Source organism: Bradyrhizobium ingae, from assembly GCF_055791185.1.
In genome coordinates this window covers 237,094-259,114 of the sequence record NZ_JBVUBB010000004.1, presented here as the reverse complement: position 1 = coordinate 259,114, position 22,021 = coordinate 237,094, and the positions used below count along the sequence as shown (strand labels likewise).

Here is a 22,021-nt window from a genome sequence, read left to right as displayed (position 1 = left end):
GGTTCCATAGCAAGGGAAGGAGGCTTATCGCTAGTTGCCGGACTGGCCGGCCAAGTACTGTTCCAGCCAGTGGATGTGATAGTCGCCGTCGATAATGGCGGGTTCACGCACCAGGGCTCGGAACAGCGGCAGCGTCGTCTCGATGCCGTCGACCACCATCTCGTCCAGCGCGCGACGCAGCCGCATCAGGCACTCGGTGCGGGTCTTGCCGTGCACGATCAGCTTGCCGACGAGGGAATCGTAATAGGGCGGGATCGTGTAGCCCTGATAGACGGCCGAATCGATCCGGACGCCCAGGCCGCCGGGCGGGTGGTACTGCGAGATCCGCCCCGGTGAGGGACGGAAGGTCTGTGGGTTCTCCGCATTGATGCGGCACTCGATCGCGTGCCCGATGATCTGGATCTCATCCTGCTTCGCCGGCAGGTCGCCGCCGGCGGCAATGCGGATCTGCTCCAGCACGAGGTCGATGTCGGTGATGCTCTCGGTGACGGGATGTTCGACCTGGATGCGGGTGTTCATCTCGATGAAGTAGAACTCACCGTCTTCGTAGAGGAACTCGATGGTGCCGACGCCGAGATATTTCATCTCGCGCATCGCCTTGGCGCAGGTCTCGCCGATCTTGGCGCGCGCGGCCGCGGAGAGGACCGGCGAGGGGCCTTCTTCCCAGACCTTCTGGTGACGACGTTGCAGCGAGCAGTCGCGTTCGCCGAGGTGGATCGCGCCGCCGCGGCCGTCGCCGAGGATCTGGATTTCGATGTGGCGCGGCTTCTTCAGGTATTTTTCCAGGTAAACGGACGCGTCGCCGAAGGCGGATTTCGCCTCGTTGGCGGCCGTCGACAGCGCCAGCGCAAGGTCCGCCTCGCTGTTCGCGACCTTCATGCCGCGACCGCCGCCGCCGGCGGCAGCCTTCACCAGCACGGGGAAGCCGATCTCCCTGGCGATCGCCATCGCGTCGTCGTTGGGACTGACTGCGCCGTCGGACCCGGGCACTACGGGAATGCCGAGCCTCTTGGCGGTCTTCTTGGCCTCGATCTTGTCGCCCATCAGGCGGATGTGCTCGGCCTTCGGGCCGATGAAATGCAGATTGTGCTCGGAGAGGATTTCCGCAAAGCGCGCATTCTCCGACAGGAAGCCATAGCCCGGATGCACCGCATCGGCGCCGGTGATCTCGCAGGCCGCGAGCAGCGCGGGAACGTTGAGATAGCTGTCTTTCGACTGCGGCGGCCCGATGCAGACGCTCTCGTCGGAGAGGCGGACATGCATCGCGTCCGCGTCGGCGGTGGAGTGTACGGCGACCGTCGCGATCCCGAGCTCCTTGCAGGCCCGCAGGATGCGAAGGGCGATCTCGCCGCGATTGGCTATGAGGATCTTGTCGAACATGGAGCCCTTGAAGGACGGATGGCGCGCACTACCGGCGAGGGCGACGAGGCGCCCTCGGCTGGCTACTCAATGATGACCAGCGGCTCGCCGAACTCGACCGGCTGGCTGTCCTCGATCAGGATCTGCGTCACGGTTCCGGCGCGCGGCGAGGGAATCTGGTTCATGGTCTTCATCGCCTCGATGATGAGGAGCGTCTGACCGACCGAGACCTTGGAGCCGACCTCGATGAAGGGTTTTGCGCCCGGCTCCGGTGCCCAATAGGCGGTCCCGACCATCGGCGAGGTGACCGCGCCCGGATGTTTCGAGAGATCTGCCGGTGCTGCGGCCGCGGTCGCCGTCGCAACGGCCGCGACCGGGGCTGCGATGACCGACGTCGGCACGGCCGCGGCGACGCTGACGTTGCGTGCAACACGCAGGCGAAGCCCCGCGCGCTCGATCTCGATCTCGGTGAGGCTTGTCTCATCGAGCAGGGTCGCGAGCTCGCGGATGAGCGCGGAGTCCTCGCTGGAAAATTTAGCTGCTGCTTTATCGTCTGGCTGGCGCGCCATGATCTTGATTCCGAACCTTCTGATTGAAAGGGGGCGTCAGGCTTTGGGCTTGATGCCGAGCTTGACGGCAAGGCCCTGGATCGCGAGGCGGTAGCCCTCGATTCCGAAGCCGCACAGCGACGCGAAGGCGGCGCGGGCGGTGTAGGAATGGTGACGGAAACTCTCGCGGGCGTGGATGTTGGTGACGTGCACTTCGACTGTCGGGATCTGCACTGCGAGCAGCGCATCGTGCAACGCGATCGAGGTGTGCGAATAGCCGCCGGCGTTGATGATGATGCCTTTCATCTTGCGGGCGTGCGCCTCATGGATGAAGTCGATCAATTCGCCCTCGCGGTTGGACTGCCGGCAGTCGGCCTTGAGGCCGAACTTCGCTGCGGTCTCCCGGCAGAGCGTCTCGACGTCGGCCAGCTTCGCGTGCCCGTATTTCTCCGGTTCGCGCGTCCCCAGCATGTTGAGGTTCGGCCCGTTGAGGACGAGGATCGTGTCGGTCGCAGGTTCAGCCATTCAAATCCCGTCAGGTGCTTGGCGGAGGTGGCGGGGGTTATAGGTAACAAAGGGGCTTAGGGGAAGCCTTCAACGACCTCCCGTGGGGCTTCAGATAGCTCATCCAGCCTGCAAAAAGCTGTGTGGAAGCTACGGAAATTGCTTGTTAACCAGCCCAAAGCATGGCTGTCGGCAGATGGCAAAAAGGGCGGGCATTGCTGCCCGCCCTTGGATTGCCGATCTGTCGGCCGTCAGGCGTTGAGAACCGCGATGATCTCGTAGGTGTCGGGATCGATGATCACGATCTCGTCGCGGACCAGGATGTACCTGTAGCTGCGCCACTCCGGATAGATCGTCGCGACCCGTGACGGCAGCGCGTGCAGCTCGATGCCTTCACGCGGAACGCGCGTGCCGACTGAAATCGAGAAGTTCACGTTGCTGACCGGAGCCACGTGCTCCTCGTGGATCACGGACGTGATCTGGGTGCGCTGCTCGGTCGAAAGCTTGGCGCCAGCGCCAGCCTGGCCGGTGGTCTGAGTCGAGGCACCGGACTTGGTCTGAGTCTCCGAACTCATGCTCTTCGACCTGTCCTGCTGGCCCTGGGCGCGTTCGTCGGTACGTTGGCTCTTCGTTGCACCCGACTTCTCTTCAGCCGTCGGATTCTTGTGCATCGTGCCCGAGGACTTTTCGGACTTCTCTTCCTTCATCGCACCCGAGGACCTTTCCTCGGCGCCGGACTTCATGGATCCGCCGGCCTGGCCCACGGTCCCCTTTTCTTCCTTACCCTTGGATTCCCTGGCGCCGGACCGCTCGTCCTTCATGGCGCCGGAGGACCTCTCTTCGGCACCGGACTTCATCGATCCGCCAGCCTGTCCGACCGTGCCCTTCTCCCTGCCCATGGATTCCTTACCCGTGGCGCCATGCTCGGCCGCGCCGCCCGATTGCGAATGCTGCATTTGCTGCGATACGCCGGAGCCTTGCTCGCGGTTCATGCCTTGCGCATTGGCAAAGCCGGTTCCGGCGACAAGCGCGAGCGCGGCAACCGAAATCATAAAGCGATTAATCATCGAGTTTCTCCTCACGTGGTGACTGCGTCATTGCCCGCGCCGACAACGAAAGGAGAAATGAGATGTTCCGAAACTTCAGTGGTTCCGCGGCTTTTGTTTGTTGAATGGGAGATGAACGGTCGCGCCAAGATGCTGACAACAAAAAAGGCCGGCAAAAGCCGACCTTTTCGCGTGTTCGGATAATCGAAATCTGGAACTAGCAGGCCGCCTTGCCGCAGCGTGCGACGCCGATCTTTTCCTTCAGGCCGTCGAGGCCGATCGCGCCGACCACGATCTGCTTGCCGATCACGTAGCTCGGCGTTCCGTTCATGCCCATTGCTTCGGCGAGCTTGAAGTTCTCCTCGATCGTGGCGCGCACTTCCGGCGTGGCCATGTCCTTCTCGATTCTGGCGACGTCGAGTCCGGCTTCCTTCGCGGCGGCAAGCGCGTGCGCCTTATCGGCCTGGCCGCGGCCGCCGAGCAGCTTCTGGTGGAAGTCGAGATACTTCTTGCCGCTGGGATCCTGCATGCGGACGGCGACCGCAACCTGCGCCGCCTCGACCGAGCCCTGGCTCAGCACCGGAAATTCCTTGAGCACGACCTTCAGCTTGGGATCGCTCTTCATGAGGTCGAGCATGTCGGCCATCGCGCGCTTGCAGTAGCCGCAATTGTAATCGAAGAACTCGACGAAGGTGACGTCGCCGTCCTTGTTGCCGAGCACGACCTGGCGCGGCGAGTTGAAGATCGCATCCGCATTCTGCGCGATGCTTGCTTCATGCTTCTGCGCCTCGGCGGCCGTCTGGCGCTTGCTGAGCTCGGCCATCGCATCCTCGAGGACCTCGGGATGGCTGACGAGATAGTTCTTGATGATCGCCTCGATGTCGGAGCGCTGGGCGTCGGTGAAGCTGTCGGCCGAGGCCGGCCCGGCGGCGCCGAACATGGCGAGCGCAAACAGGGCGGGTACGATCAGGCGCAGCGAAGGCATTGGCAGATCCTCTGGTCGAAACAGGTTTCGGAAGACATCCCGGCCGATCTAACGTGGCCGTGCCGTGACGTCATGGTGTCGGTGTCGTTCCAGTCGTCTAATTGCTGCGTGGCGGTTTTGACGCCACGATGTCATCGGCCTTGACCCAGCCGGGCGTGCCAATGGCGAAACGGGTTTTTGCGCGCGTCGCAAGCTCGCGTGCGGTCTTGTTGTCGCCGCGCAGGTAGGCTGCCTGCGCCGACGCCAGATCGGCCTCCGCATAGTCCCCCTTGCGGCCATAGGCCATGGCGAGCTGCGTGTAGCCGAGCGGCGCCTCGGGCTCCCGCGCCACGGCGGCGCGGAGAATCCGGATTGCTTCGTCCGTGTAGGACTTATTATCAGTTCCGACCAGAGCCTGCCCAAGTAACATCTCGATGAGCGGAGCGTTGTTGGAGAGCTGCACCGCCTTGTGGAGGGCAGGGATCGCCTCCGCCGGCTTGCCGCTTTCGAGCAGCGCCTGGCCGCGCACCTCGTAGAAATACGGGTTGCTCGGCTGCGCCTGGATCAGCGCATCGATCTGGGCCAGCGCGCTGCGCAGGTCGCCGTGCAAGTAGGTGCTGATGGCACGGGCATAGCGTGCGGGCATGCTGTCGTTGGACAGCGGATAGCGGCGATAGACCGTCTCGGGCCGCTCCATGAAGGCGGAGACCTTGGCACGAACGAGGTCATGGCGCGCCTGGAGCGCCGGATCGTCCTTCTTGTCCCAATAGGGGCTGGAGCGGGCGAACTGGGCGAGGGCCTCGACGCGCTCGGCCGGCATCGGATGCGACTGCAAATAGGGATCGGCGCCCCGCGCGGCGAACAGGCTCTCGCTGGTGAAGCGCTTGAAGGTCTCGTACATGCCCTTCGGCGACTGCTGGGTTGCGGTCAGGAACTTCACGCCGGCGCGGTCGGCATTCTCCTCCTGCTGGCGCTGATAGGACAGCAACGAGCGGCGGATCATCTCCTGGGGGCCGGCGACGGCGGCCGCACCGGCATTGGCGAGGCCGTTGTTCGGGTTGCCGCTGCGGGCGCCCGCGACCATGGCACCGGCGCCGAGCAGCATGGCGATGATCATCTGGGTCTGGGCGCTGGCGAGCTGCTCGCGCAGCTTGGCGAGATGCCCGCCGGCGAGGTGCCCGGTCTCGTGCGCGAGCACGCCGATCAGTTGGTTCGGCGTTTCCGACTGCATGATCGCGCCGTAATTGACGAAGATGCGGCGGCCATCAGCGACGAACGCATTGAACGATGCGTCGTTGAGGATCACCATCTGGATGTTCTGCTTCTCCAGACCTGCGGCACGCAGGATGGGCCTGGTGTATTCGCGCAGCAGTTGCTCGGTCTCGGTGTCGCGCAGCACCGGCGGCCCCCTGGGCGTCTCCTGCGCCTTGATTGCCGGGAGCGGCGCCAGCACCATGGCGGTCGCAGCCACGATGGCGATGAGAGCGGAGGCCTTCTTGCGCAAAGCGATCTGGAGCAACATCGATCGGTCTTGAAATGCAGTTTTGTGATTGGTCTTGGTGATTGGCGTCGGACCGGATACGGGATATGCCCTAATGAGCCGCACAATGCGGCCAGTCTGGGGCGCGGGCGCCCCTGTTCCCGGTCCCCGGGGGACCGGCCCCGAAGCGAAATAGCAGATATCGATGCGCGATGCGATATTGAGGAACCGGCTGGAGCCCTGGCTGACGCCATCCAACCGCAGTGACGTTCCCCCCTTCATGGTCATGGACGTGATGGCGGCGGCCGCTCGTATCGAGGCGGCCGGCGGCCATGTCATTCATATGGAGGTCGGACAGCCCGCCGCACCGGCGCCAAAGACCGCGATCGCGGCCGCCCACAGGGCGCTGGACACTGCGCGGATCGATTATACCTCCGCGCTCGGCATCCCCTCGTTGCGCGAGCGCATCGCGCGCCATTATCGCGACGCCTATGGCTGTGCGGTGGACCCCGGGCGGATCGTCGTCACCACCGGATCCTCCGGCGGCTTCATCCTGGCCTTCCTTGCCTTGTTCGAGCCGGGCGACCGCGTCGCGGTGACCGTGCCGGGTTATCCGCCATACCGTCATATCCTGACCGCGCTCGGCTGCGAGCCGGTGCCGATCGAGACCACCAGCGAGACCCGGCACGCCCTGACCGGCGAGGCGCTGCTGGCCGCCCATCGCAAGGCGCCGCTCAAGGGCGTGCTGGTCGCAAGCCCCGCCAACCCCACCGGGACCATGATGTCCAGGGAGGCACTGTCGGGCCTGATCGCAGCCGCCGAGGGCGCCGGCATCCGCTTCATCTCGGACGAGATCTATCACGGCCTCGACTATGCTTTTCCTGCCGTCACTGCGGCGGCGCTGTCGGACCATGCGCTCATCATCAACTCGTTCTCGAAATATTTTTGCATGACCGGCTGGCGCGTCGGCTGGATGGTCGTGCCGGACGTCCTTGTGCGGCCGGTCGAGCGGCTCCAGCAGAACCTGTCGATCTCGGTGCCGTCGCTGTCGCAGATCGCGGCTGAAGCGGCATTCGACGGCGCTGCCGAGATGGAGGAGATCAAGCACGGCTATCAGGAGAACCGCCGCATCCTGATCGAGGGGCTGCCCAAGGCGGGCCTGACCAAGTTCCTCCCCGCCGATGGCGCATTCTATCTGTATGCCGACGTGTCGGATTTCACCTCCGACAGTTTCGAGTTTGCCAAGCAGATGCTGGAGCAGGCCCATGTCGCAGCGACGCCTGGCATCGATTTCGATCCCGTGCACGGCCGCTCCTTTATCCGCTTTTCCTATGCGAGATCGGCGGAGGAGATGCGGGAAGCAGTTGACCGGATCGCCCACTGGCTTAAATAGCCCGCCAGTTTTCCAAGAGCCTTCCTTTCCCAAAAGCCTTCCGGAGTAAACGTGACTGACAGATCGCCTGCCGCCGCGCCGCATTTTCCTCTCGCCGCCATCGTGTGGCCGGTCCAAAGCGGCGAGGCTGCGGCCGCGCTGCGCGCGGTCGTCCTGGTTGCGTTCGGAACGGTTTTGATGACGCTATCAGCCAAGGTCAGCCTGCCGCTGCCCTATGTGCCGATGACGCTGCAAACGCTGGTCGTGCTGATGATCGGTGCCGCTTATGGGTGGCGCCTCGGTAGCGCAACCATGATTGCGTACCTCGCAGAAGGCGCAATGGGTCTGCCGGTGTTCGCTGGGCCGGTCGGCGGCCTCGCCCCACTCGTTGGGCCCACCGCCGGATATCTGTTCGGCTTCGTCGTAGCCGCCTTCGCCACCGGCTTTCTTGCCGAGAGGGGCTGGGATCGCAGCATGCTTCGGCTGTTCGCTGCCATGGCGATCGGCCATATCGCAATTTTGGCGATGGGCTGGGCCTGGCTCGCTTTCGGCCTCGGGCTTGGCGTCGCAAAAGCCTGGCAGGTCGGTATCATGCCATTCATGGCAGCCTCGCTGATCAAGAACGCTCTTGGGGCGACGCTGATGCCGGCTGCGCGCCGGGGCGTCGACCGCAGCCGCTAGACTACCAAATGGACTGGGCAGGACCTGGGCGGTTCCGTTGACACGGGCCGTCAAGTTGATCTTGGCTAGGAGACAATAGCAAAGGGGAGGGACCAGATGACGACGACGACGATGGTGGCAAACGCGCCGGCCGCAAAGGCCGCCGCCAAGCCGTGGTACAAGGTTCTCTATGTCCAGGTGCTGATTGCCATCTTCCTGGGCGCCATCGTCGGCTGGCTGTGGCCTTCGGTCGCTACCAACGACTGGATCAAGGCGATGGGCGACGGCTTCATCAAGCTGATCAAGATGGTGATCGCCCCGATCATCTTCTGCACCGTGGTCTCGGGCATCGCCCACATCCAGGACGCCAAGAAGGTTGGCCGCATCGGCGTCAAGGCGCTGGTCTATTTCGAGATCGTCTCGACCTTTGCGCTCATGATCGGTCTCATCGTCGGCAATCTCGTCAGGCCGGGCGCAGGTTTCGGCAGCGCGGCGGCCAACGCGCAAGCGGTGGCCAACTACGCCAAGCAGGCTGAGGGACAGAAGAGTGTCGACTTCATCCTGCACATCATTCCCGACACCGTGGTCGGCGCCTTCGCGCAAGGCGAGATCCTCCAGGTGCTCCTGTTCTCGGTGCTGTTCGGATTCGCCATCATGGGACTCGGCGAACGCGGCCATACGATCCGCAGCTTCATCGACGATGCCGCCCATGCCGTGTTCGGCGTCATCTCCATCGTGATGCGCGCGGCGCCGATCGGCGCATTCGGCGCGATGGCCTATACCATCGGCAAGTTCGGCACCGGCGCGATCCTCAACCTGATCGGGCTGATCGCGACGTTCTACGTTACCGCGGCGCTGTTCGTATTCATCGTGCTCGGCACGATCGCGCGCTTTGCGGGGTTCTCGATCTTCAGGTTCCTCGCCTACATCAAGGACGAGCTGCTGATCGTGCTCGGCACCTCGTCCTCGGAAAGCGCGCTGCCATCCTTGATGGAGAAGCTCGAGCGGCTTGGCTGCTCGAAATCCGTGGTCGGCCTCGTGGTGCCCACGGGCTACTCGTTCAATCTCGACGGCACCAACATCTACATGACGCTGGCGACCCTGTTCATCGCACAGGCGCTCGGCTTCGATCTCACCCTGAGCCAGCAGATCACCATCCTGGTCGTGGCGATGCTGACCTCGAAGGGCGCCTCCGGCATCACCGGTGCCGGGTTCATCACGCTTGCCGCGACGCTGGCGGTGGTCGATCCCCGGCTCGTGCCGGGCATGGCGATCGTGCTCGGCATCGACAAGTTCATGAGCGAATGCCGCGCGCTGACCAATCTCTGCGGCAACGGCGTCGCCTGCGTGATCGTGGCCTGGTGGGAGGGCGAGCTCGATCGCGACAAGCTCAACACGCGGCTGAGCCAGCAGATTGACCCGACCGACATGGAAACGGCGCTCACGACGGACTGATCTGCAAGTCACCGCAACGGCATCACGCCGCTACATTTTGAGAGACGGCAGGGCTGGTCGAGATTCTCGATCAGCCCTTGCTGTTTCGGCGTCCAGCCGAGCACGGGGGCTTCGTGCTAGACGCCGGCCAAACGCGTCGACTGACGGAATTTTCGCGCTCGCCCGTTTAACGCCCATTGGGGTTTCGGGCGAGGGCGGGTGGCATCGTGGGCGAGGCGGCGGTCGATCGGATCTTGTTGCAGGCGGTGGAGCATTACGAAGCGGGGCGGGCGGATCAGGCCGGCCTCTTGTGCGGCGAACTCCTGAAAGCGCATCCCGACCATGTGCCGGCCCTGCATCTGTCGGCCGTGGTCGCTTTCGTGACCGATCGCGCGAGCGACGGGGCGAGCCTCCTCAGCCGCGTCTTCAGCCTCGATCCCGACCACGCGCCGGCCCTCGTCACGCTGGGCGATGCGCTTGCCGTGAAAGGTGAGCGGGACGGGGCGGTAGCCGCATTTCAGCGCGCGCTTCTGCGGCGGCCGCGCGACGCAGGCCTCTACAACAAGCTCGGCGTTGCACTGGCCGAACTGTCGCGCTTCGAGGAGGCAGAAGCCGCCTATCGCCACGCCATCGAGATCGATCCGCATCTGGTGCGTGCGCATTTCAACCTGGCCGTCGTGCTGGCGGGGCGGGGGCGCCCTGCCGAGGCCGAGGACGCCTGTCGCGAGGTCATCGCAAGGGACCCAGCCCATCGCGGCGTCTGGCTCAATCTCGGCAATGTGCTTGCCGATCAGAACAAGCTCGACGAGGCCGTGACGGCCTATCGCCGCGCGCTCGAAACTGGTCCCGATGATCCCGGCGTGCTCTGCAATCTCGGCGCCGCGCTTTATCGCCAGGGTCGGCTCGAGGATGCGATCGTGCACTATCGGCACGCGACGCAGCTTGATCCCGACAACCTGCCGGCGTTGCGGCTGCTGGGTCTCGTCCTGCATGAAGCCGGCCACCTGCACCAGGCGGCCGCGACCTACCAGCGGACAATCGCGCGCGATCCGGCCGATCATGTGATCATCAGCAATCTTGGCGCCTGCCTATGCGAGCTCGGACTGCTCGATGAGGCCGTCGCAGCTTGCGAGCAGGCGCTGGAACTGAAGCCCGATCATGCGCCGGCCTTCGCGAATCTCGGCATCATCTTCGAGAAGCAGAATCTGGTCGACGCCGCGGTCGCTGCACTTCGGCGTGCGGTCGCCGCCGACCCCGCCTACGCCAAGGGGCACGCGAACCTTGCGGTGGCGCTGCGCAATGCCGGCGAGCTCGACGCGGCGCTCGCCGCCTCGCAACAGGCCATCGCGCTCGATCCGGAGCAGCCGCTCGCTCAATATAACCACGCGCATCGCCTGCTGATGAACGGCGACTTCGCGCGCGGCTTTGAAGCCTATCAATGGCGGCGCCGGTGCAAGACTCTCTCCGACGGCGAGCCGACCTTCAGCGAGCCGGAATGGCAGGGCGAACCGCTTGGCGGCAGAAGGCTGCTGCTGTTCGCAGAGTACGGGTTGGGCGACACTCTGCAATTCGTACGCTATCTGCCGATGGTTCGGCGGATGGGCGGCTCCGTCATCCTTCAGGTGCAGCCGGCGCTGGCCTCGCTGCTGCGGACGATGGAGGGTGTCACCGTATTCGCGCGCGGCGAGCCGCTGCCGCCGTTCGATGTGCAGCTCCCGCTGATGAGCCTGCCGCTCGTGTTCGGCACGACGCTCGACACGATTCCTGCTGATGTGCCCTATCTGCACCCGGATCCTGCAAGATGCTCGCGATGGCGTGCCGCGCTCGACAGTGTCAGTGCGTTGAAAGTGGGCGTGGTCTGGGCCGGCAATCCCAGGCACAAGGGCGACAACCAGCGTTCACTGCCGGCAGAGGCGGTGCTGCCGCGACTGATCACGCCGGGCGTGCAGCTCTACAGTCTGCAAAAGGAGCCGCGCGAGGCGGACGTACCCGTGCTGGCGGCGCTCGGCAACGACATTATCGACCTCGCGCCTGCGCTCGGTGATTTCGTCGACACCGCTGCGGCGGTCGCGGCGCTCGATCTCGTCATTGCGGTGGACACCTCGGTTGCGCATCTTGCCGGCGCACTCGGCCGTCCGGTCTGGATGCTGCTGCCTTACGCGCTCGACTGGCGCTGGCTGCGCGACCGCGAGGACAGCCCATGGTATCCGACCATGCGGCTGTTCCGGCAGCGCAGGCCGCGCGAATGGGACGATCCACTGATGCGGATCTCGGCCGCGCTGGCGGTCCTCGCCGCGAAACGCGCGGGCTAAAGCGCAATGAGATTAGGATGAATCATCATCGCGCTTCAGGTCGTTGTTTGAGCATGATCTCCGCGCAAACGCGTTCCGCGTTTGTCGCGAGGGAGAACCGCTCCACACTTTTCCGAATCATGCTCTAGAAACGCTCCGGCCGGTACGGCGCGGGATCGATCGACGGCGTCTCGCCGCTCATCATCTCCGCGAGCAGGCGTCCGGTCGCAGGTCCCAGCGTAAAGCCCTGGTGGCCGTGGCCGAAGTTCATCCAGAGACCGCGATGGCGCGGCGCCGGCCCAAGCACCGGCAACATGTCGGGCGTGCAGGGGCGTGTGCCGTACCACGGCTCCGGTTCGACGCGGCCGCCGAGATCGAGCAGCTCGCGCGCGGAAGTCTCCGCGCTGGCGAGCTGCACGGGCGTCGCTGGCGCATCCGGCCCGGTCAGCTCGGCGCCGGTGGTGATGCGGATGCCCTTGGCCATCGGCCCCATGGCATACCCCCTTGCCGCATCGACCAGCGGAATATCGAGCGAAGAGCCGCCGCTATAGTGCATGTGGTAGCCGCGCTTGCGCACCAGCGGAATGCGGTAGCCGAATTTTTGCAACAGATCGGGCGACCATGGTCCGAGCGTGACGACGACATTGGCCGCGTCGATCGGTCCGTCGTCGGTGTTCACCGACCAGCCGGAGGAGGTCTGACGCAACGTTTGCGCATCGCCAAGATGGATATGGCCGCCGAGGCGTTGGAACAGGTCTGCATAGCTGGCGACCAGGGCGCCGGGATCGGACACGGTCCACGTATCGAGCCAGTGGATGGCCCCGGGAAGATCGTCGCGCAGCAGCGGCTCGGCCTTCGCCAACTCGCTGCCGGAAAGCACGCGGAAGTTCACGCCGAAATCGCGCCGGTTCTCTTCGGCGGTCTTGATCGCGAGCTCGAGGGCGGCGGGATCGCGATGCAGCAACCGATAGCCGGCGCGGCGGATGAGATTGTCAGCGTGAGCTTCGCGGATGAGGATGTCGTGCTCCGATGTCGCATAGGCGATCAGGCGCGCCCATGCCTCGATCGCCTCGCGATGCCGTTTCGGCGCCGAGTGCCACCAATAACGGAGCAGGGGCTCGACGTGACGGTGCAGCGATGAAAAACTATAGCGGACGTCGTTGGTGCGGCCGGTCGCGATCTGCAGGAGCGTCGCAAGGTCGCGCGGCATTGGATAAGGCCGCACAGCCTCCGCCTGGATCATTCCGGCATTGCCATAGCTGGTCTCGCGGCCCGGCTCCCTGCGGTCGACGAGTGTCACCGACCAGCCGCGCCGCTGTAGGTGCAGCGCCGCGCTGACGCCGATCATGCCACCGCCCAGGACGATTGCGCTTTGCATCGACATGTTGCCCTCAGGCGGGGTGCGGCGCGAGCTTGGGCTGCGCCGTGTTGATGGTCGCGGCGACGAGAACCGACATCGCGGTCATCGCCACCAGGAAGCCGAAGGCCGCATCGAACGATCCCGTTCCGGTCACGATGAAGCCAATCGCGGCCGGCGCCACGAAGCCTGCGCTCTGGCCACCGAGATTGACGATCCCGATCCCGGATCCGATCTGGTCGTCGCGAAGCAGCTTGGTCGGAAGCGCGATCACCGACGCCAGCACGAAGGATTTGAAGAAGTAGACCAGTGATTGGTAGACGATAAGTGCCGTGATCGTCTCCGACTTGTACATGGCGTAGAGGAATATGCCGGTCAATGCGGAGCTGCCGATCAAGAGATATTTCTCGCGCTCGGCGAAGAACGTCGTCATCACCCAGCCGCCGATGGCAGTCGCGATCGTCGCCATCACGAACGGGATGGGCGCCACGATGCCGACGGTCTTGAGGTCGAGCCCGCGCTGCTGGAGCAAATAGAGCGGCATCCAGGAATCCAGGCCCTTGTTGACGCAACTGAGACCGAACCACACCACCATCAACTGCCATATCAGCGGGTTCGTCATCAGCTCGCGCATCGGCGTGCGGTCGGCAGGCTTTGCCGTCGTCGACGCGCTCGCCTGGGCGGCGCCCAGGCGTCCCAGATGCGGGACGAAGAGGAAATAGAGCAGCGCGAACACGAGACCGGCGATGCCGATCGTGTTGAAGGCGTGGCGCCAGCCGAGCCAGAGGATCAGCGGCGCCATGATCAGCGGCGCGATCATGCTGCCGGCATAGTTCGACGACAGCAGCAGCGCCGACATCTTCGGCCGGCTGTCCTTCTTGAACAATTCGGCGATGGCGCGGATGCTCGCCGGCGGAAAGCCGCCCTCGGCGATGCCGAAGATGAAGCGGATCGCGATCAGCGAGGTCAGCGACCAGGCAAGGCTCGTGAAAGCCGTGAACAGCGACCACATCACGATCGTGACGATCACCACATATTTCGAGCCGAAGCGGTCGGAGAGCCATCCGCCCGGGACCTGCATCGCGGCATAGCCGAGAAAGAACGCGCTGATGACGATGCCGAGATCGGCGGCCTGGAGATTGAAATCCTTGCCGATCTGCGCCAGCGCCAGCGAGATCGCCGCACGGTCGATGTAGGAGATGCAGTAGGCGATGTAGAGCAGGACGAACGCGACGACCCCGGTTTTCCGCTGCGACAATTCAGTCATGCTCAATCTCCGTTTCGCCGGCGGTCCGGTGGCGCTGCTAACTCTGCTGTGGGGTCATTCCCAGGTGAGGAAGCCGGGCGCGGCCGAGAGTGGCGGCGCCGTGGCGAGCCGCGCCAGATCGGGGATCGGGCGGCAGAGTTGCGGGTCGCTGGCAAATGCGGCCTCGATGCTCGCGGCGACGGAGAGCACGATGGCGTCGCCGCCGCGCGGGCCCACGATCTGAAGGCCGAAGGGCAGGCCAGCTTCATCGACGCCGAGCGGCAGGCTGAGTGCGGGATGGCCTGGAAGCGTCACGGCATAGGCGAGCGCGAGCCAGTGGAAGTAGGATTTGGTCGGTGCGCCGTCGATCTCGGCGGGATAGAGCTCCGACCAGGGCCGCGGGCTCAGCGTGATCGTCGGGCTGATCAGTACGTCGCAAGCCTCGAAGAAGCTTTGATAGGCGCGATAGATCTTAGTCTGCGTGGTCGCCGCGCGCCCGTAGTCTTCCAGCGTGTAGCTCAGGGCTTCCTCGACATTGGCCCGCACATTGGGGCCAAGCATCTCCGGACGCTCCTTGTAGTTCTTGCCATGCATCGCCAGGAACAGGCTTGCGCGCAGCACCGCGAACGCATCGTCTGCGCCCGAGCAATCCGGCGTTGCCTCGCGGCAGTCGGCAAACAGCGGCGCCAGCTTGCTCACGCGGTGGCGGAACACGCGGCGGATCGCCTGCTCGGTCGGGGCGAAGCCAAAGTCTTCGGTGAAGGCGACGCGCAGCTTGCCGAGCTCTGCGAGGCGCGGGGCAGTCCAGCGTTCGGCGCGTCCGCGCAACGGTTCCCCGGGCAGGGTGTAGGCGAGCGGATCGCGCGCATCGTCGCTCGCCATCACCGACAGCATCAGCGCGGTGTCGGCGACATTGCGGGCCATCGGTCCGTCCGTAGACAGGTTCGACCAGCCGAAGGCGCGCTTCTCGCTCGCCACGAGGCCGTAGGAGGGACGCATGCCGACGATACCGGCAAAGCCCGCCGGATTGCGTAAGGAGCCGCCGGTGTCGGAGCCAGAGGCGAGCGGAGCCATGCCGCAGGCGAGCGCCACCGCCGAGCCGCCGGAAGAGCCCGCCGCCGAGCACATGGGGTCGAAGGGATTGCCGGTCGCGCCGAACACGGGGTTGCGGGTGTTGCCGCCGGCCGCCCATTCTGGCGTATTCGTCTTGCCGAAGATGATCGCGCCGGCCGCGCGCAGCCGCCCGACGGACGCCTGGTCACCGGCTGGAACGTGATCGCGGAGCAGCGGGCTGCCATAGGTCGTACGTAGCCCGGCGGTGTCCTGGGTATCCTTGATGAGAACGGGGAGGCCGTGAAGGGCGCCGTGATCTTCGCCGCGCAGGATCGCGGCCTCGGCTTCCTTGGCCGCGGTGCGTGCGCCGCGTTCGTCCAGCGTCACGACGGCGTTCACGGCGGGATTGGTGGCGGCGATGCGAGACAGGCAGGCCTCAAGCAGCTCGACGGGAGAGATCGCCCGTGCGGCCAGCAGGCGGCGCAGCTCGATGGCGCTGGAATCGCAAAGCTCGGACAATGCCAATCCCTTTCAAATTATGAAAACGATTTAGCATATCGGAAAGAGGCGTCTGCGCACCAATTTTCGCCATGGCGAGGCGTTTCGTGCACAAATGCTGAGAAAGTTGCCCTTTGGGTGACCAGATGGAACTTTCCGACGTAAACCGAGCCATAAAGTTTAGGCCGATCGGCCAACAATTTTTCAGTCGCCGTGATAGGCTTGCTGCATGAGCGAGATCACGACGCCCGAAGGAGCCAATTCCCAGCTCGGCCAATGCCTCAAGGCCGCCCGCCAGGCGCGTGGCCTGACGCTCAAGCAGGTGGCGGAGCGGACAGGCATGGCGCTCTCGACCCTGTCCAAGGTCGAGAACGGCCTGATGTCACTGACGTACGACAAGCTGGTGCAGCTCACCTCGGGCCTGAAGATGGAAATCGCCGAGCTGTTCAACCCGGCGATCCCGGTGCGACCCGGGCGCGACCGGCCGGTAACCGCCCGGCGCAGCCTCAGCCGGGCCGGGCAGGGGCAGGTGATCACAACGAAGTTCTACACCTACACTTATCAATGCACCGACCTGATCGGCAAACGCATGGTGCCGATTCTGGCCGAGGTCCGCGCGCGCTCGCTGGAGGAGTTCGGACCGCTGCTGCGCCATGCCGGCGAGGAGTATTTCCTGGTGACGAGCGGCCGCGTCGCCGTGCACACCGAGTTCTACGCGCCGGAGATCCTGGACGAGGGTGACGGCATCTATCTCGACAGCACCATGGGCCACGCCTACCTCAACGCCGGCGAAGCGACCACCGCCAAGGGCGTCTGTCTCTGCACCAGCGAAGCGCCCGACCTCTACGACCAGCTCCGCCAGATTGCCGCACGCGAGACGCCGCCGCTCGACGACCTGCCGCCGCTGTAGCAACGGTTGATCCAAACGAAAAACGCCCGGCTTGGCCGGGCGTTTTTGTTTGCCTAAGCGTCTGGCCTATTCGCCGCCGCCGAAGCGGCGGGACCACCAGCCGGCGCGACGCGGCTGCGGCGCCGGTGTCTCGACTGCGGCCTCTGGCGCGGGCTCGGCTGCCGGAGGCGTAACCTCGGTGGCCGCCGGCGCGACCTCGGCAGCGGGCTCGGGCTGGCTGCTGAAGAAGCTCACCTTTTCACGCACGGTCGAACGACGCCGCGCCGCCTTGTCGCTCTCGGATGCGTTTTCATCCGTGGCAGCCGGCCCGACGGGAGCCTGCAGCTCGGCGGGTTCCTCGGGCTGCGGCGCCGACGGTTGATCGGTGGCTTCGGTCTGCGCGATCGATGGCGACGCCTCGGGCGTGAAGCCGTCGAAATCGGCGACCGCTTCCGTCGCCTCCGGCAGCGGATTGGCGCTCAGCTCGTCGCCAATCGAACCGGCAAGACCGTCCTCGCCACCGCCGCGCCGACGGCGACCGCCGCGACGTCCACGCCGGCGACGGCGCTCGCCGCCGCCCTGCTCACCGCGGGCCTGGTCGAGCTGCTCCTCGGTCTCTTCGCCTTCCTGCTCCGCATCGGCCTCCTCGTCGGACTCGCCTGCAGCAATGGTCGGCTCGGGAACGGTGGGCGCGTTGTCCTCGCGAAGCTCGCCCTCGCGCTGGCCGCCGCGGCCACGACGACGCCGACGGCGCCTGCGGCGTTGGCCGTCCTGCTCGGGGGCCGCATCGCCCGCAGCCTGTTCTTCGCCGAGACCCTCGGTCTCGTCCGTCTCGACCTCGGATTCGGTCTCGAGATCGAAACCATCCTCGTCGTCATAGGCGTCCTCGACCGCCGGCGGCGGGCTTGCTGCGGCCTGCGCCGCAAGCAGCGCCTTGGCGGCTTCCAGCGTGTGCACCTGTTCGCCGCGATCGATGACATAGGCCTGCGGGCCGCTGACGGAGGCGTCGGCGATGATCGATAGCGTGACCTTGAAGCTGTTCTCGAGGTCGCGCAGATGGCCGCGCTTGTGGTTCAGCACATAGAGCGCGACGTCGGTACGGGTGCGGACCACCAGATTGTGGGTCGCGCCCTTCATCAGGATCTCTTCGAGCCCGCGCAGGAGCTGGAGCGCGACGGACGAAACCGAGCGCACGTGACCGGTGCCGCCGCAGTGCGGGCAGGGATCGGTCGAGCTCTCGAGCACGCTGGCGCGGATGCGCTGGCGCGACATCTCCAAGAGGCCGAAATGCGAGATGCGGCCGACCTGGATGCGCGCGCGGTCCTGCCTGAGGCAATCGGACAGCTTACGCTCGACCGCGCGGTTGTTGCGCTTCTCGTCCATGTCGATGAAATCAATGACGATCAGGCCGGCGAGGTCACGCAGGCGAAGCTGGCGCGCGACCTCTTCGGCCGCTTCCAGATTGGTCTTGAGCGCGGTGTCCTCGATATGGTGCTCGCGCGTCGAGCGACCCGAGTTGACGTCGATCGAGACCAGCGCCTCGGTCTGGTTGATCACGATGTAGCCGCCGGAGCGGAGCTGCACGGTCGGCGAGAACATCGCATCCAACTGGCTCTCGACGCCCATGCGCGAGAACAGCGGCTGGCCGTCGCGATACTGCCTTACCGCGCTGACATTGGCCGGCATCAGCATCTTCATGAAGTCGCGCGCTTCGCGGTAGCCGCCTTCGCCCGCAACCTGGATCTCGTCGATCTCCTTGTTATAGAGGTCGCGCAGCGAGCGCTTGATCAGCGAGCCTTCTTCATAGACGAGGGTCGGGGCCTGTGACTTCAGCGTCAGGTCGCGCACCGTCTCCCACATCCGGATCAAATATTCGAAGTCGCGCTTGATCTCGGGCTTGGTGCGGGAGGCGCCCGCCGTGCGCAGGATGATGCCCATGCCTTCGGGCACGTCGAGATCCTGCACCACTTCCTTCAGGCGGGAACGGTCCTGGGCGCTGGTGATCTTGCGGCTGATGCCGCCACCGCGTGCGGTGTTCGGCATCAGGACGGCATAGCGGCCGGCGAGCGACAGATAGGTCGTCAGCGCGGCGCCCTTGTTGCCGCGCTCTTCCTTGACGACCTGCACCAGCATCACCTGGCGGCGCTTGATGACTTCCTGGATCTTGTACTGGCGGCGCGGACGGAAGGTGCGCTCCGGCACTTCTTCCAGCACGTCGTCGCCGCCGACGGACTCGACGACTTCCTCTTCGGCCTCTTCACCGTCCTCGCCATCCTCGGCGTCGTCTTCGGGAGAGGCTTCGGGATGCGGCGCCTCCGCGCTTTCACCGACCGCGTACACGGCATCGGCGGGTTCGATCGCGGCGGCCACGGCTTCCGCCAGCGCCTCGGCATGGTGTTCGGGTGCCGGCGTTTCGGCGGCGGCCTCCTGCGGCTCGGCTACTTCGGGCGGGACAACAGGTTCGGCCCCGACTGCCGCAACAGGCGCAGGCGCCTCGTCGGCATGGTCGTGCTCATGATCGTGCTCGCCATCATCATGATGATGGTGATCATGTGCGTGATCGTGATCGTCCTGTTCATGCTCATCATGATCGTGGTCATGAGCCTCGAACGCGTCGTGATGCTCCGCTTCGGCGTGCAGATGCTCACCCTCGTGGACAGCGCCCTCGGCGTTCTCAGGCAACACCCCGTCCTCGAATGGCTGGGCAACGGGATCAGCGCCGGCATCGAGGCCCTCGACGATATCGCTCTGGACGCGCTCGCCATGGCTGCGGCGACGGGCATTGCGGTGGCGCGAGCGGCGGCGGTTGTGGGAACGGTTCTCGTTCTCCTCCTCGGCCTCGCGATGAGCCTGCTCCTCGGCCTCGATCAGCGCCTGCCGATCGGCAACCGGGATCTGGTAGTAGTCGGGATGGATTTCGCTGAAGGCGAGGAAGCCGTGGCGGTTGCCGCCATATTCGACGAAGGCGGCCTGGAGGGACGGTTCGACCCGTGTGACCTTGGCGAGGTAGATATTGCCGCGCAGTTGCTTGCGTTGCGCGGTCTCGAAATCAAACTCTTCGACGCGATTGCCGCGGACCACGACGACCCGGGTCTCTTCCGGGTGGGTGGCATCGATCAACATCTTGTTGGGCATATTCTGACTCTTGGCGGCGGCGGGCGCGATTCACCGTGGGCGCGATGAGCGCTGCCGGGTGACGCGACGGTCCACCTGATTCGGGGGTGAGGGGAAGGCCGAAACGCCCTCGCTCGCGCCGCGCCGAACCGGAAGCCGAGAGGACAACGCGGCGCGCGGAAGTTTCGCTCCGCAATGTCGCGAATTGTCTCTCAGTTTTGGTCGGCACAGTCTGGCGCATCAAGCGTCGGCCCGTATGAAACATTGGGCGGCGAGCGCGCCGCCCCTTAATCAGTTGCTGCTGGCCAGGGTGTGGCGCGAAAGCGCTCGCCCCTTGGGAACACCGCCGGTCCTTGGGATTAAGGAGCCGGGTTACGGGCTACGCCGCCTGTCAAAGCCGTCCCTGGAAATGGTGGTAACCTGGGACCGGCGCCACCGGAGCCTTGACCCGTCCAACCTCGCTGCCGCGCGCCGCGCTGGCCGTGAAGGAGGGGGGAAAACGCAGGAATCCTCAAACCTTGAGAGTTCCGGCGCTGCACCGGGAGGCTGAGAGCGACACAACCGAAAAATATTGGCCGTCAGCAGTTCGTACATACGAGGAATGCGACGTTGGTGCAAGGGAGCGTCGGGGCAGGCGTCGCGCGCCGGTCACACTTGGAGAGATTTGGTCATTTCGTCATTAGTGACTGATTAACCCTGCGGTTCTATTGCGTTAGAAGGGCTGCTCGGAGGCACGGAATCGGTGGCGAGCCGCGCAAATCATCTGATTTTGCTGGGATGTGCGCTGCTGTGCGCCGCGGCATTGCCATGCTCTGATTCCAGGCCCGTCGCGGCCGCGGAAAACCAGCCGCAGGCTGCCGTTTCGGGGTCGAATTTCCCGGTCGTCTCGGCGGCGCGCCTGGCCGGCGACTCCAGGCAGACCCGCCTGATTCTCGATCTCGACCAGACCATTACGTTCCGGGCTTTTGCCCTTGCGGACCCGTACCGGGTGGTGGTCGATGTTCCCCAGATCAATTTCCAGCTCCCTGCCGGCACCGGGACGGCCGGGCGCGGGCTGGTCAAGGCGTTCCGTTATGGCCTCGTGATGCCGGGCGGCTCGCGAATCGTGCTCGACCTCGCAGGCCCGGCCAGGATCGCCAATTCCTACGTGCTCGAGGCCGCCAACGACCAGCCGGCCCGGCTGGTGCTGGAGCTCGAGGAGGTCGATCGCGCGGCTTTCGTGCAGTCGGTGGCGCCGGAAAGCCGGGCCGCTCTGCGTCCGGCGGCAACTGATGCGCCCCCAACGCCAGCGCCGACGGCAACTCCTGTGCCCGAGCCGACCCAGCAAAAACCGGCGGCACCGACGGATTCGCGTCCCGTGGTGGTGATCGATCCCGGCCATGGCGGCATCGACAACGGTACGCAGTCGAGCGGCGAGAGCGAAAAGAACCTGGTGCTTGCCTTCGGGCTGGCGCTGCGCGACCGGCTGGAGAAGACCGGCAAGTATCGCGTGGTCATGACGCGGGACGACGACACCTTCATCCCGCTCAACGACCGCGTCAAAGTTGCCCGTTCCATCAATGCGGCGCTGTTCGTCTCGATCCATGCCGACGCACTGCCGCGTGCCGAGGGCGACGCCCAGGGCGCCACCATCTACACGCTGTCGGACAAGGCTTCCGACGCGCAAGCCGCGCGGCTGGCGGAGGCCGAAAACAAGGCCGACGCCATCGGCGGGGTCAATCTGTCCGATGAACCGGCCGACGTCGCGGACATCCTGATCGACCTCGCCCAGCGGGAAACGCGCACTTTTTCAAACCGTTTCGCCCACCTCTTGATGGGCGAGATGAAGACGACGGTACGGATGCACAAGCATCCCCTGAAGTCAGCAGGTTTCCGGGTGCTGAAGGCACCAGATGTTCCTTCGGTGCTGGTCGAACTGGGGTACGTCTCCAATAAAGGAGACCTTGAGCATCTGGTCTCCGAGAGCTGGCGTTCCCGGACTGTGACGTCGATGGCCCAGGCTATCGACGCCTTTTTGGCCAAAAGACTCGCAACTGCCGGGTCCGCCAATTGAAAAAGGGGGTTTTGGCAGGCTCCGCAAAGCCCTAGTTTGGCCACAGCGGGCGCTCTATAAAAACTGCCAAGGGGATTGCGGAATCGATGACCCCCGCGGCAAGCGTGTGGGGCCCAAGCCTGGAGCCGGGCCCGACGAAGCTCTTAGATGAAG

16 protein-coding genes are annotated in these 22,021 nt (G+C 65.1%); 6 read left to right on the top strand and 10 right to left on the bottom strand.

Annotated elements, in window-relative coordinates; all coding sequences use genetic code 11:
* Nucleotides 1–30 precede the first annotated feature (30 nt).
* From accC to ACV1FX_RS08360, 6 genes are all read right to left on the bottom strand, one after another.
* Nucleotides 31–1,380: an acetyl-CoA carboxylase biotin carboxylase subunit gene (gene accC / locus ACV1FX_RS08385; RefSeq protein ID WP_473117070.1), complete on the bottom strand. Its 1,350-nt coding sequence runs from the start codon at nt 1,378–1,380 to the stop codon at nt 31–33.
* A 62-nt stretch (nt 1,381–1,442) separates the two neighbouring features.
* Nucleotides 1,443–1,928: an acetyl-CoA carboxylase biotin carboxyl carrier protein gene (gene accB / locus ACV1FX_RS08380; protein WP_473117069.1), complete on the bottom strand. Its 486-nt coding sequence runs from the start codon at nt 1,926–1,928 to the stop codon at nt 1,443–1,445.
* 36 nt (nt 1,929–1,964) lie between these two features.
* Nucleotides 1,965–2,432, bottom strand: coding sequence for a type II 3-dehydroquinate dehydratase (gene aroQ / locus ACV1FX_RS08375; protein ID WP_473117068.1), 468 nt, complete (start codon nt 2,430–2,432; stop codon nt 1,965–1,967).
* A gap of 230 nt (nt 2,433–2,662) precedes the next feature.
* On the bottom strand, nt 2,663–3,478 hold the full coding sequence (locus ACV1FX_RS08370) for a DUF1236 domain-containing protein (protein WP_473117067.1): 816 nt from the start codon (nt 3,476–3,478) through the stop codon (nt 2,663–2,665).
* 196 nt (nt 3,479–3,674) lie between these two features.
* Nucleotides 3,675–4,442 carry a DsbA family protein gene (locus ACV1FX_RS08365; RefSeq protein WP_473117066.1) on the bottom strand — a complete coding sequence of 256 codons (768 nt, stop codon included), beginning with the start codon at nt 4,440–4,442 and terminating at the stop codon, nt 3,675–3,677.
* A 97-nt stretch (nt 4,443–4,539) separates the two neighbouring features.
* Nucleotides 4,540–5,943 carry a M48 family metalloprotease gene (locus tag ACV1FX_RS08360; protein ID WP_473117065.1) on the bottom strand — a complete coding sequence of 468 codons (1,404 nt, stop codon included), beginning with the start codon at nt 5,941–5,943 and terminating at the stop codon, nt 4,540–4,542.
* A gap of 163 nt (nt 5,944–6,106) precedes the next feature.
* Between ACV1FX_RS08360 and ACV1FX_RS08355 the strand changes: the two genes are divergently transcribed.
* From ACV1FX_RS08355 to ACV1FX_RS08340, 4 genes are all read left to right on the top strand, one after another.
* Nucleotides 6,107–7,294 carry a pyridoxal phosphate-dependent aminotransferase gene (locus tag ACV1FX_RS08355; RefSeq protein ID WP_473117064.1) on the top strand — a complete coding sequence of 396 codons (1,188 nt, stop codon included), beginning with the start codon at nt 6,107–6,109 and terminating at the stop codon, nt 7,292–7,294.
* A 102-nt stretch (nt 7,295–7,396) separates the two neighbouring features.
* On the top strand, nt 7,397–7,954 hold the full coding sequence (locus ACV1FX_RS08350; protein ID WP_473117219.1) for a biotin transporter BioY: 558 nt from the start codon (nt 7,397–7,399) through the stop codon (nt 7,952–7,954).
* Between the two features lie 96 nt (nt 7,955–8,050).
* Nucleotides 8,051–9,388, top strand: coding sequence for a dicarboxylate/amino acid:cation symporter (locus ACV1FX_RS08345; protein WP_473117063.1), 1,338 nt, complete (start codon nt 8,051–8,053; stop codon nt 9,386–9,388).
* A gap of 206 nt (nt 9,389–9,594) precedes the next feature.
* Entirely contained in the window at nt 9,595–11,679 is a 2,085-nt protein-coding gene (locus tag ACV1FX_RS08340) for a tetratricopeptide repeat protein (RefSeq protein WP_473117062.1), read from the top strand.
* A 124-nt stretch (nt 11,680–11,803) separates the two neighbouring features.
* Here ACV1FX_RS08340 and ACV1FX_RS08335 read toward each other — a convergent pair whose 3' ends face one another.
* Genes ACV1FX_RS08335 through ACV1FX_RS08325 form a run of 3 tightly spaced genes read right to left on the bottom strand, consistent with a single transcriptional unit; the run spans nt 11,804 to nt 15,833 of the window.
* On the bottom strand, nt 11,804–13,036 hold the full coding sequence (locus ACV1FX_RS08335; RefSeq protein ID WP_473117218.1) for an NAD(P)/FAD-dependent oxidoreductase: 1,233 nt from the start codon (nt 13,034–13,036) through the stop codon (nt 11,804–11,806).
* Between the two features lie 13 nt (nt 13,037–13,049).
* Nucleotides 13,050–14,282, bottom strand: coding sequence for an MFS transporter (locus ACV1FX_RS08330; RefSeq protein WP_473117061.1), 1,233 nt, complete (start codon nt 14,280–14,282; stop codon nt 13,050–13,052).
* 54 nt (nt 14,283–14,336) lie between these two features.
* On the bottom strand, nt 14,337–15,833 hold the full coding sequence (locus ACV1FX_RS08325; protein ID WP_473117060.1) for an amidase: 1,497 nt from the start codon (nt 15,831–15,833) through the stop codon (nt 14,337–14,339).
* A 208-nt stretch (nt 15,834–16,041) separates the two neighbouring features.
* Here ACV1FX_RS08325 and ACV1FX_RS08320 point away from each other — a divergent pair, with 208 nt between their 5' ends.
* A complete protein-coding gene (locus tag ACV1FX_RS08320; protein ID WP_473117059.1) occupies nt 16,042–16,722 on the top strand; it encodes a helix-turn-helix domain-containing protein in 681 nt (226 codons plus the stop codon).
* A 66-nt stretch (nt 16,723–16,788) separates the two neighbouring features.
* Here ACV1FX_RS08320 and ACV1FX_RS08315 read toward each other — a convergent pair whose 3' ends face one another.
* The gene (locus ACV1FX_RS08315) at nt 16,789–19,836 is read right to left on the bottom strand and encodes an Rne/Rng family ribonuclease (RefSeq protein WP_473117058.1); all 3,048 of its coding nucleotides are present in this window, start codon (nt 19,834–19,836) and stop codon (nt 16,789–16,791) included.
* A 721-nt stretch (nt 19,837–20,557) separates the two neighbouring features.
* Here ACV1FX_RS08315 and ACV1FX_RS08310 point away from each other — a divergent pair.
* The gene (locus tag ACV1FX_RS08310) at nt 20,558–21,868 is read left to right on the top strand and encodes an N-acetylmuramoyl-L-alanine amidase (RefSeq protein ID WP_473117057.1); all 1,311 of its coding nucleotides are present in this window, start codon (nt 20,558–20,560) and stop codon (nt 21,866–21,868) included.
* The last annotated feature ends 153 nt before the right edge of the window (nt 21,869–22,021 follow it).

What these genes read in the sequence shown, in the direction of transcription:
- accC (WP_473117070.1), bottom strand. Translation starts at nt 1,380, where the DNA reads ATGTTCGACAAGATCCTCATAGCCAATCGCGGCGAGATCGCCCTTCGC.
- accB (WP_473117069.1), bottom strand. Translation starts at nt 1,928, where the DNA reads ATGGCGCGCCAGCCAGACGATAAAGCAGCAGCTAAATTTTCCAGCGAG.
- ACV1FX_RS08320 (WP_473117059.1), top strand. Translation starts at nt 16,042, where the DNA reads ATGAGCGAGATCACGACGCCCGAAGGAGCCAATTCCCAGCTCGGCCAA.
- ACV1FX_RS08365 (WP_473117066.1), bottom strand. Translation starts at nt 4,442, where the DNA reads ATGCCTTCGCTGCGCCTGATCGTACCCGCCCTGTTTGCGCTCGCCATG.
- ACV1FX_RS08335 (WP_473117218.1), bottom strand. Translation starts at nt 13,036, where the DNA reads ATGCAAAGCGCAATCGTCCTGGGCGGTGGCATGATCGGCGTCAGCGCG.
- ACV1FX_RS08330 (WP_473117061.1), bottom strand. Translation starts at nt 14,282, where the DNA reads ATGACTGAATTGTCGCAGCGGAAAACCGGGGTCGTCGCGTTCGTCCTG.
- ACV1FX_RS08315 (WP_473117058.1), bottom strand. Translation starts at nt 19,836, where the DNA reads ATGCCCAACAAGATGTTGATCGATGCCACCCACCCGGAAGAGACCCGG.
- aroQ (WP_473117068.1), bottom strand. Translation starts at nt 2,432, where the DNA reads ATGGCTGAACCTGCGACCGACACGATCCTCGTCCTCAACGGGCCGAAC.
- ACV1FX_RS08360 (WP_473117065.1), bottom strand. Translation starts at nt 5,943, where the DNA reads ATGTTGCTCCAGATCGCTTTGCGCAAGAAGGCCTCCGCTCTCATCGCC.
- ACV1FX_RS08370 (WP_473117067.1), bottom strand. Translation starts at nt 3,478, where the DNA reads ATGATTAATCGCTTTATGATTTCGGTTGCCGCGCTCGCGCTTGTCGCC.
- ACV1FX_RS08345 (WP_473117063.1), top strand. Translation starts at nt 8,051, where the DNA reads ATGACGACGACGACGATGGTGGCAAACGCGCCGGCCGCAAAGGCCGCC.
- ACV1FX_RS08355 (WP_473117064.1), top strand. Translation starts at nt 6,107, where the DNA reads ATGCGCGATGCGATATTGAGGAACCGGCTGGAGCCCTGGCTGACGCCA.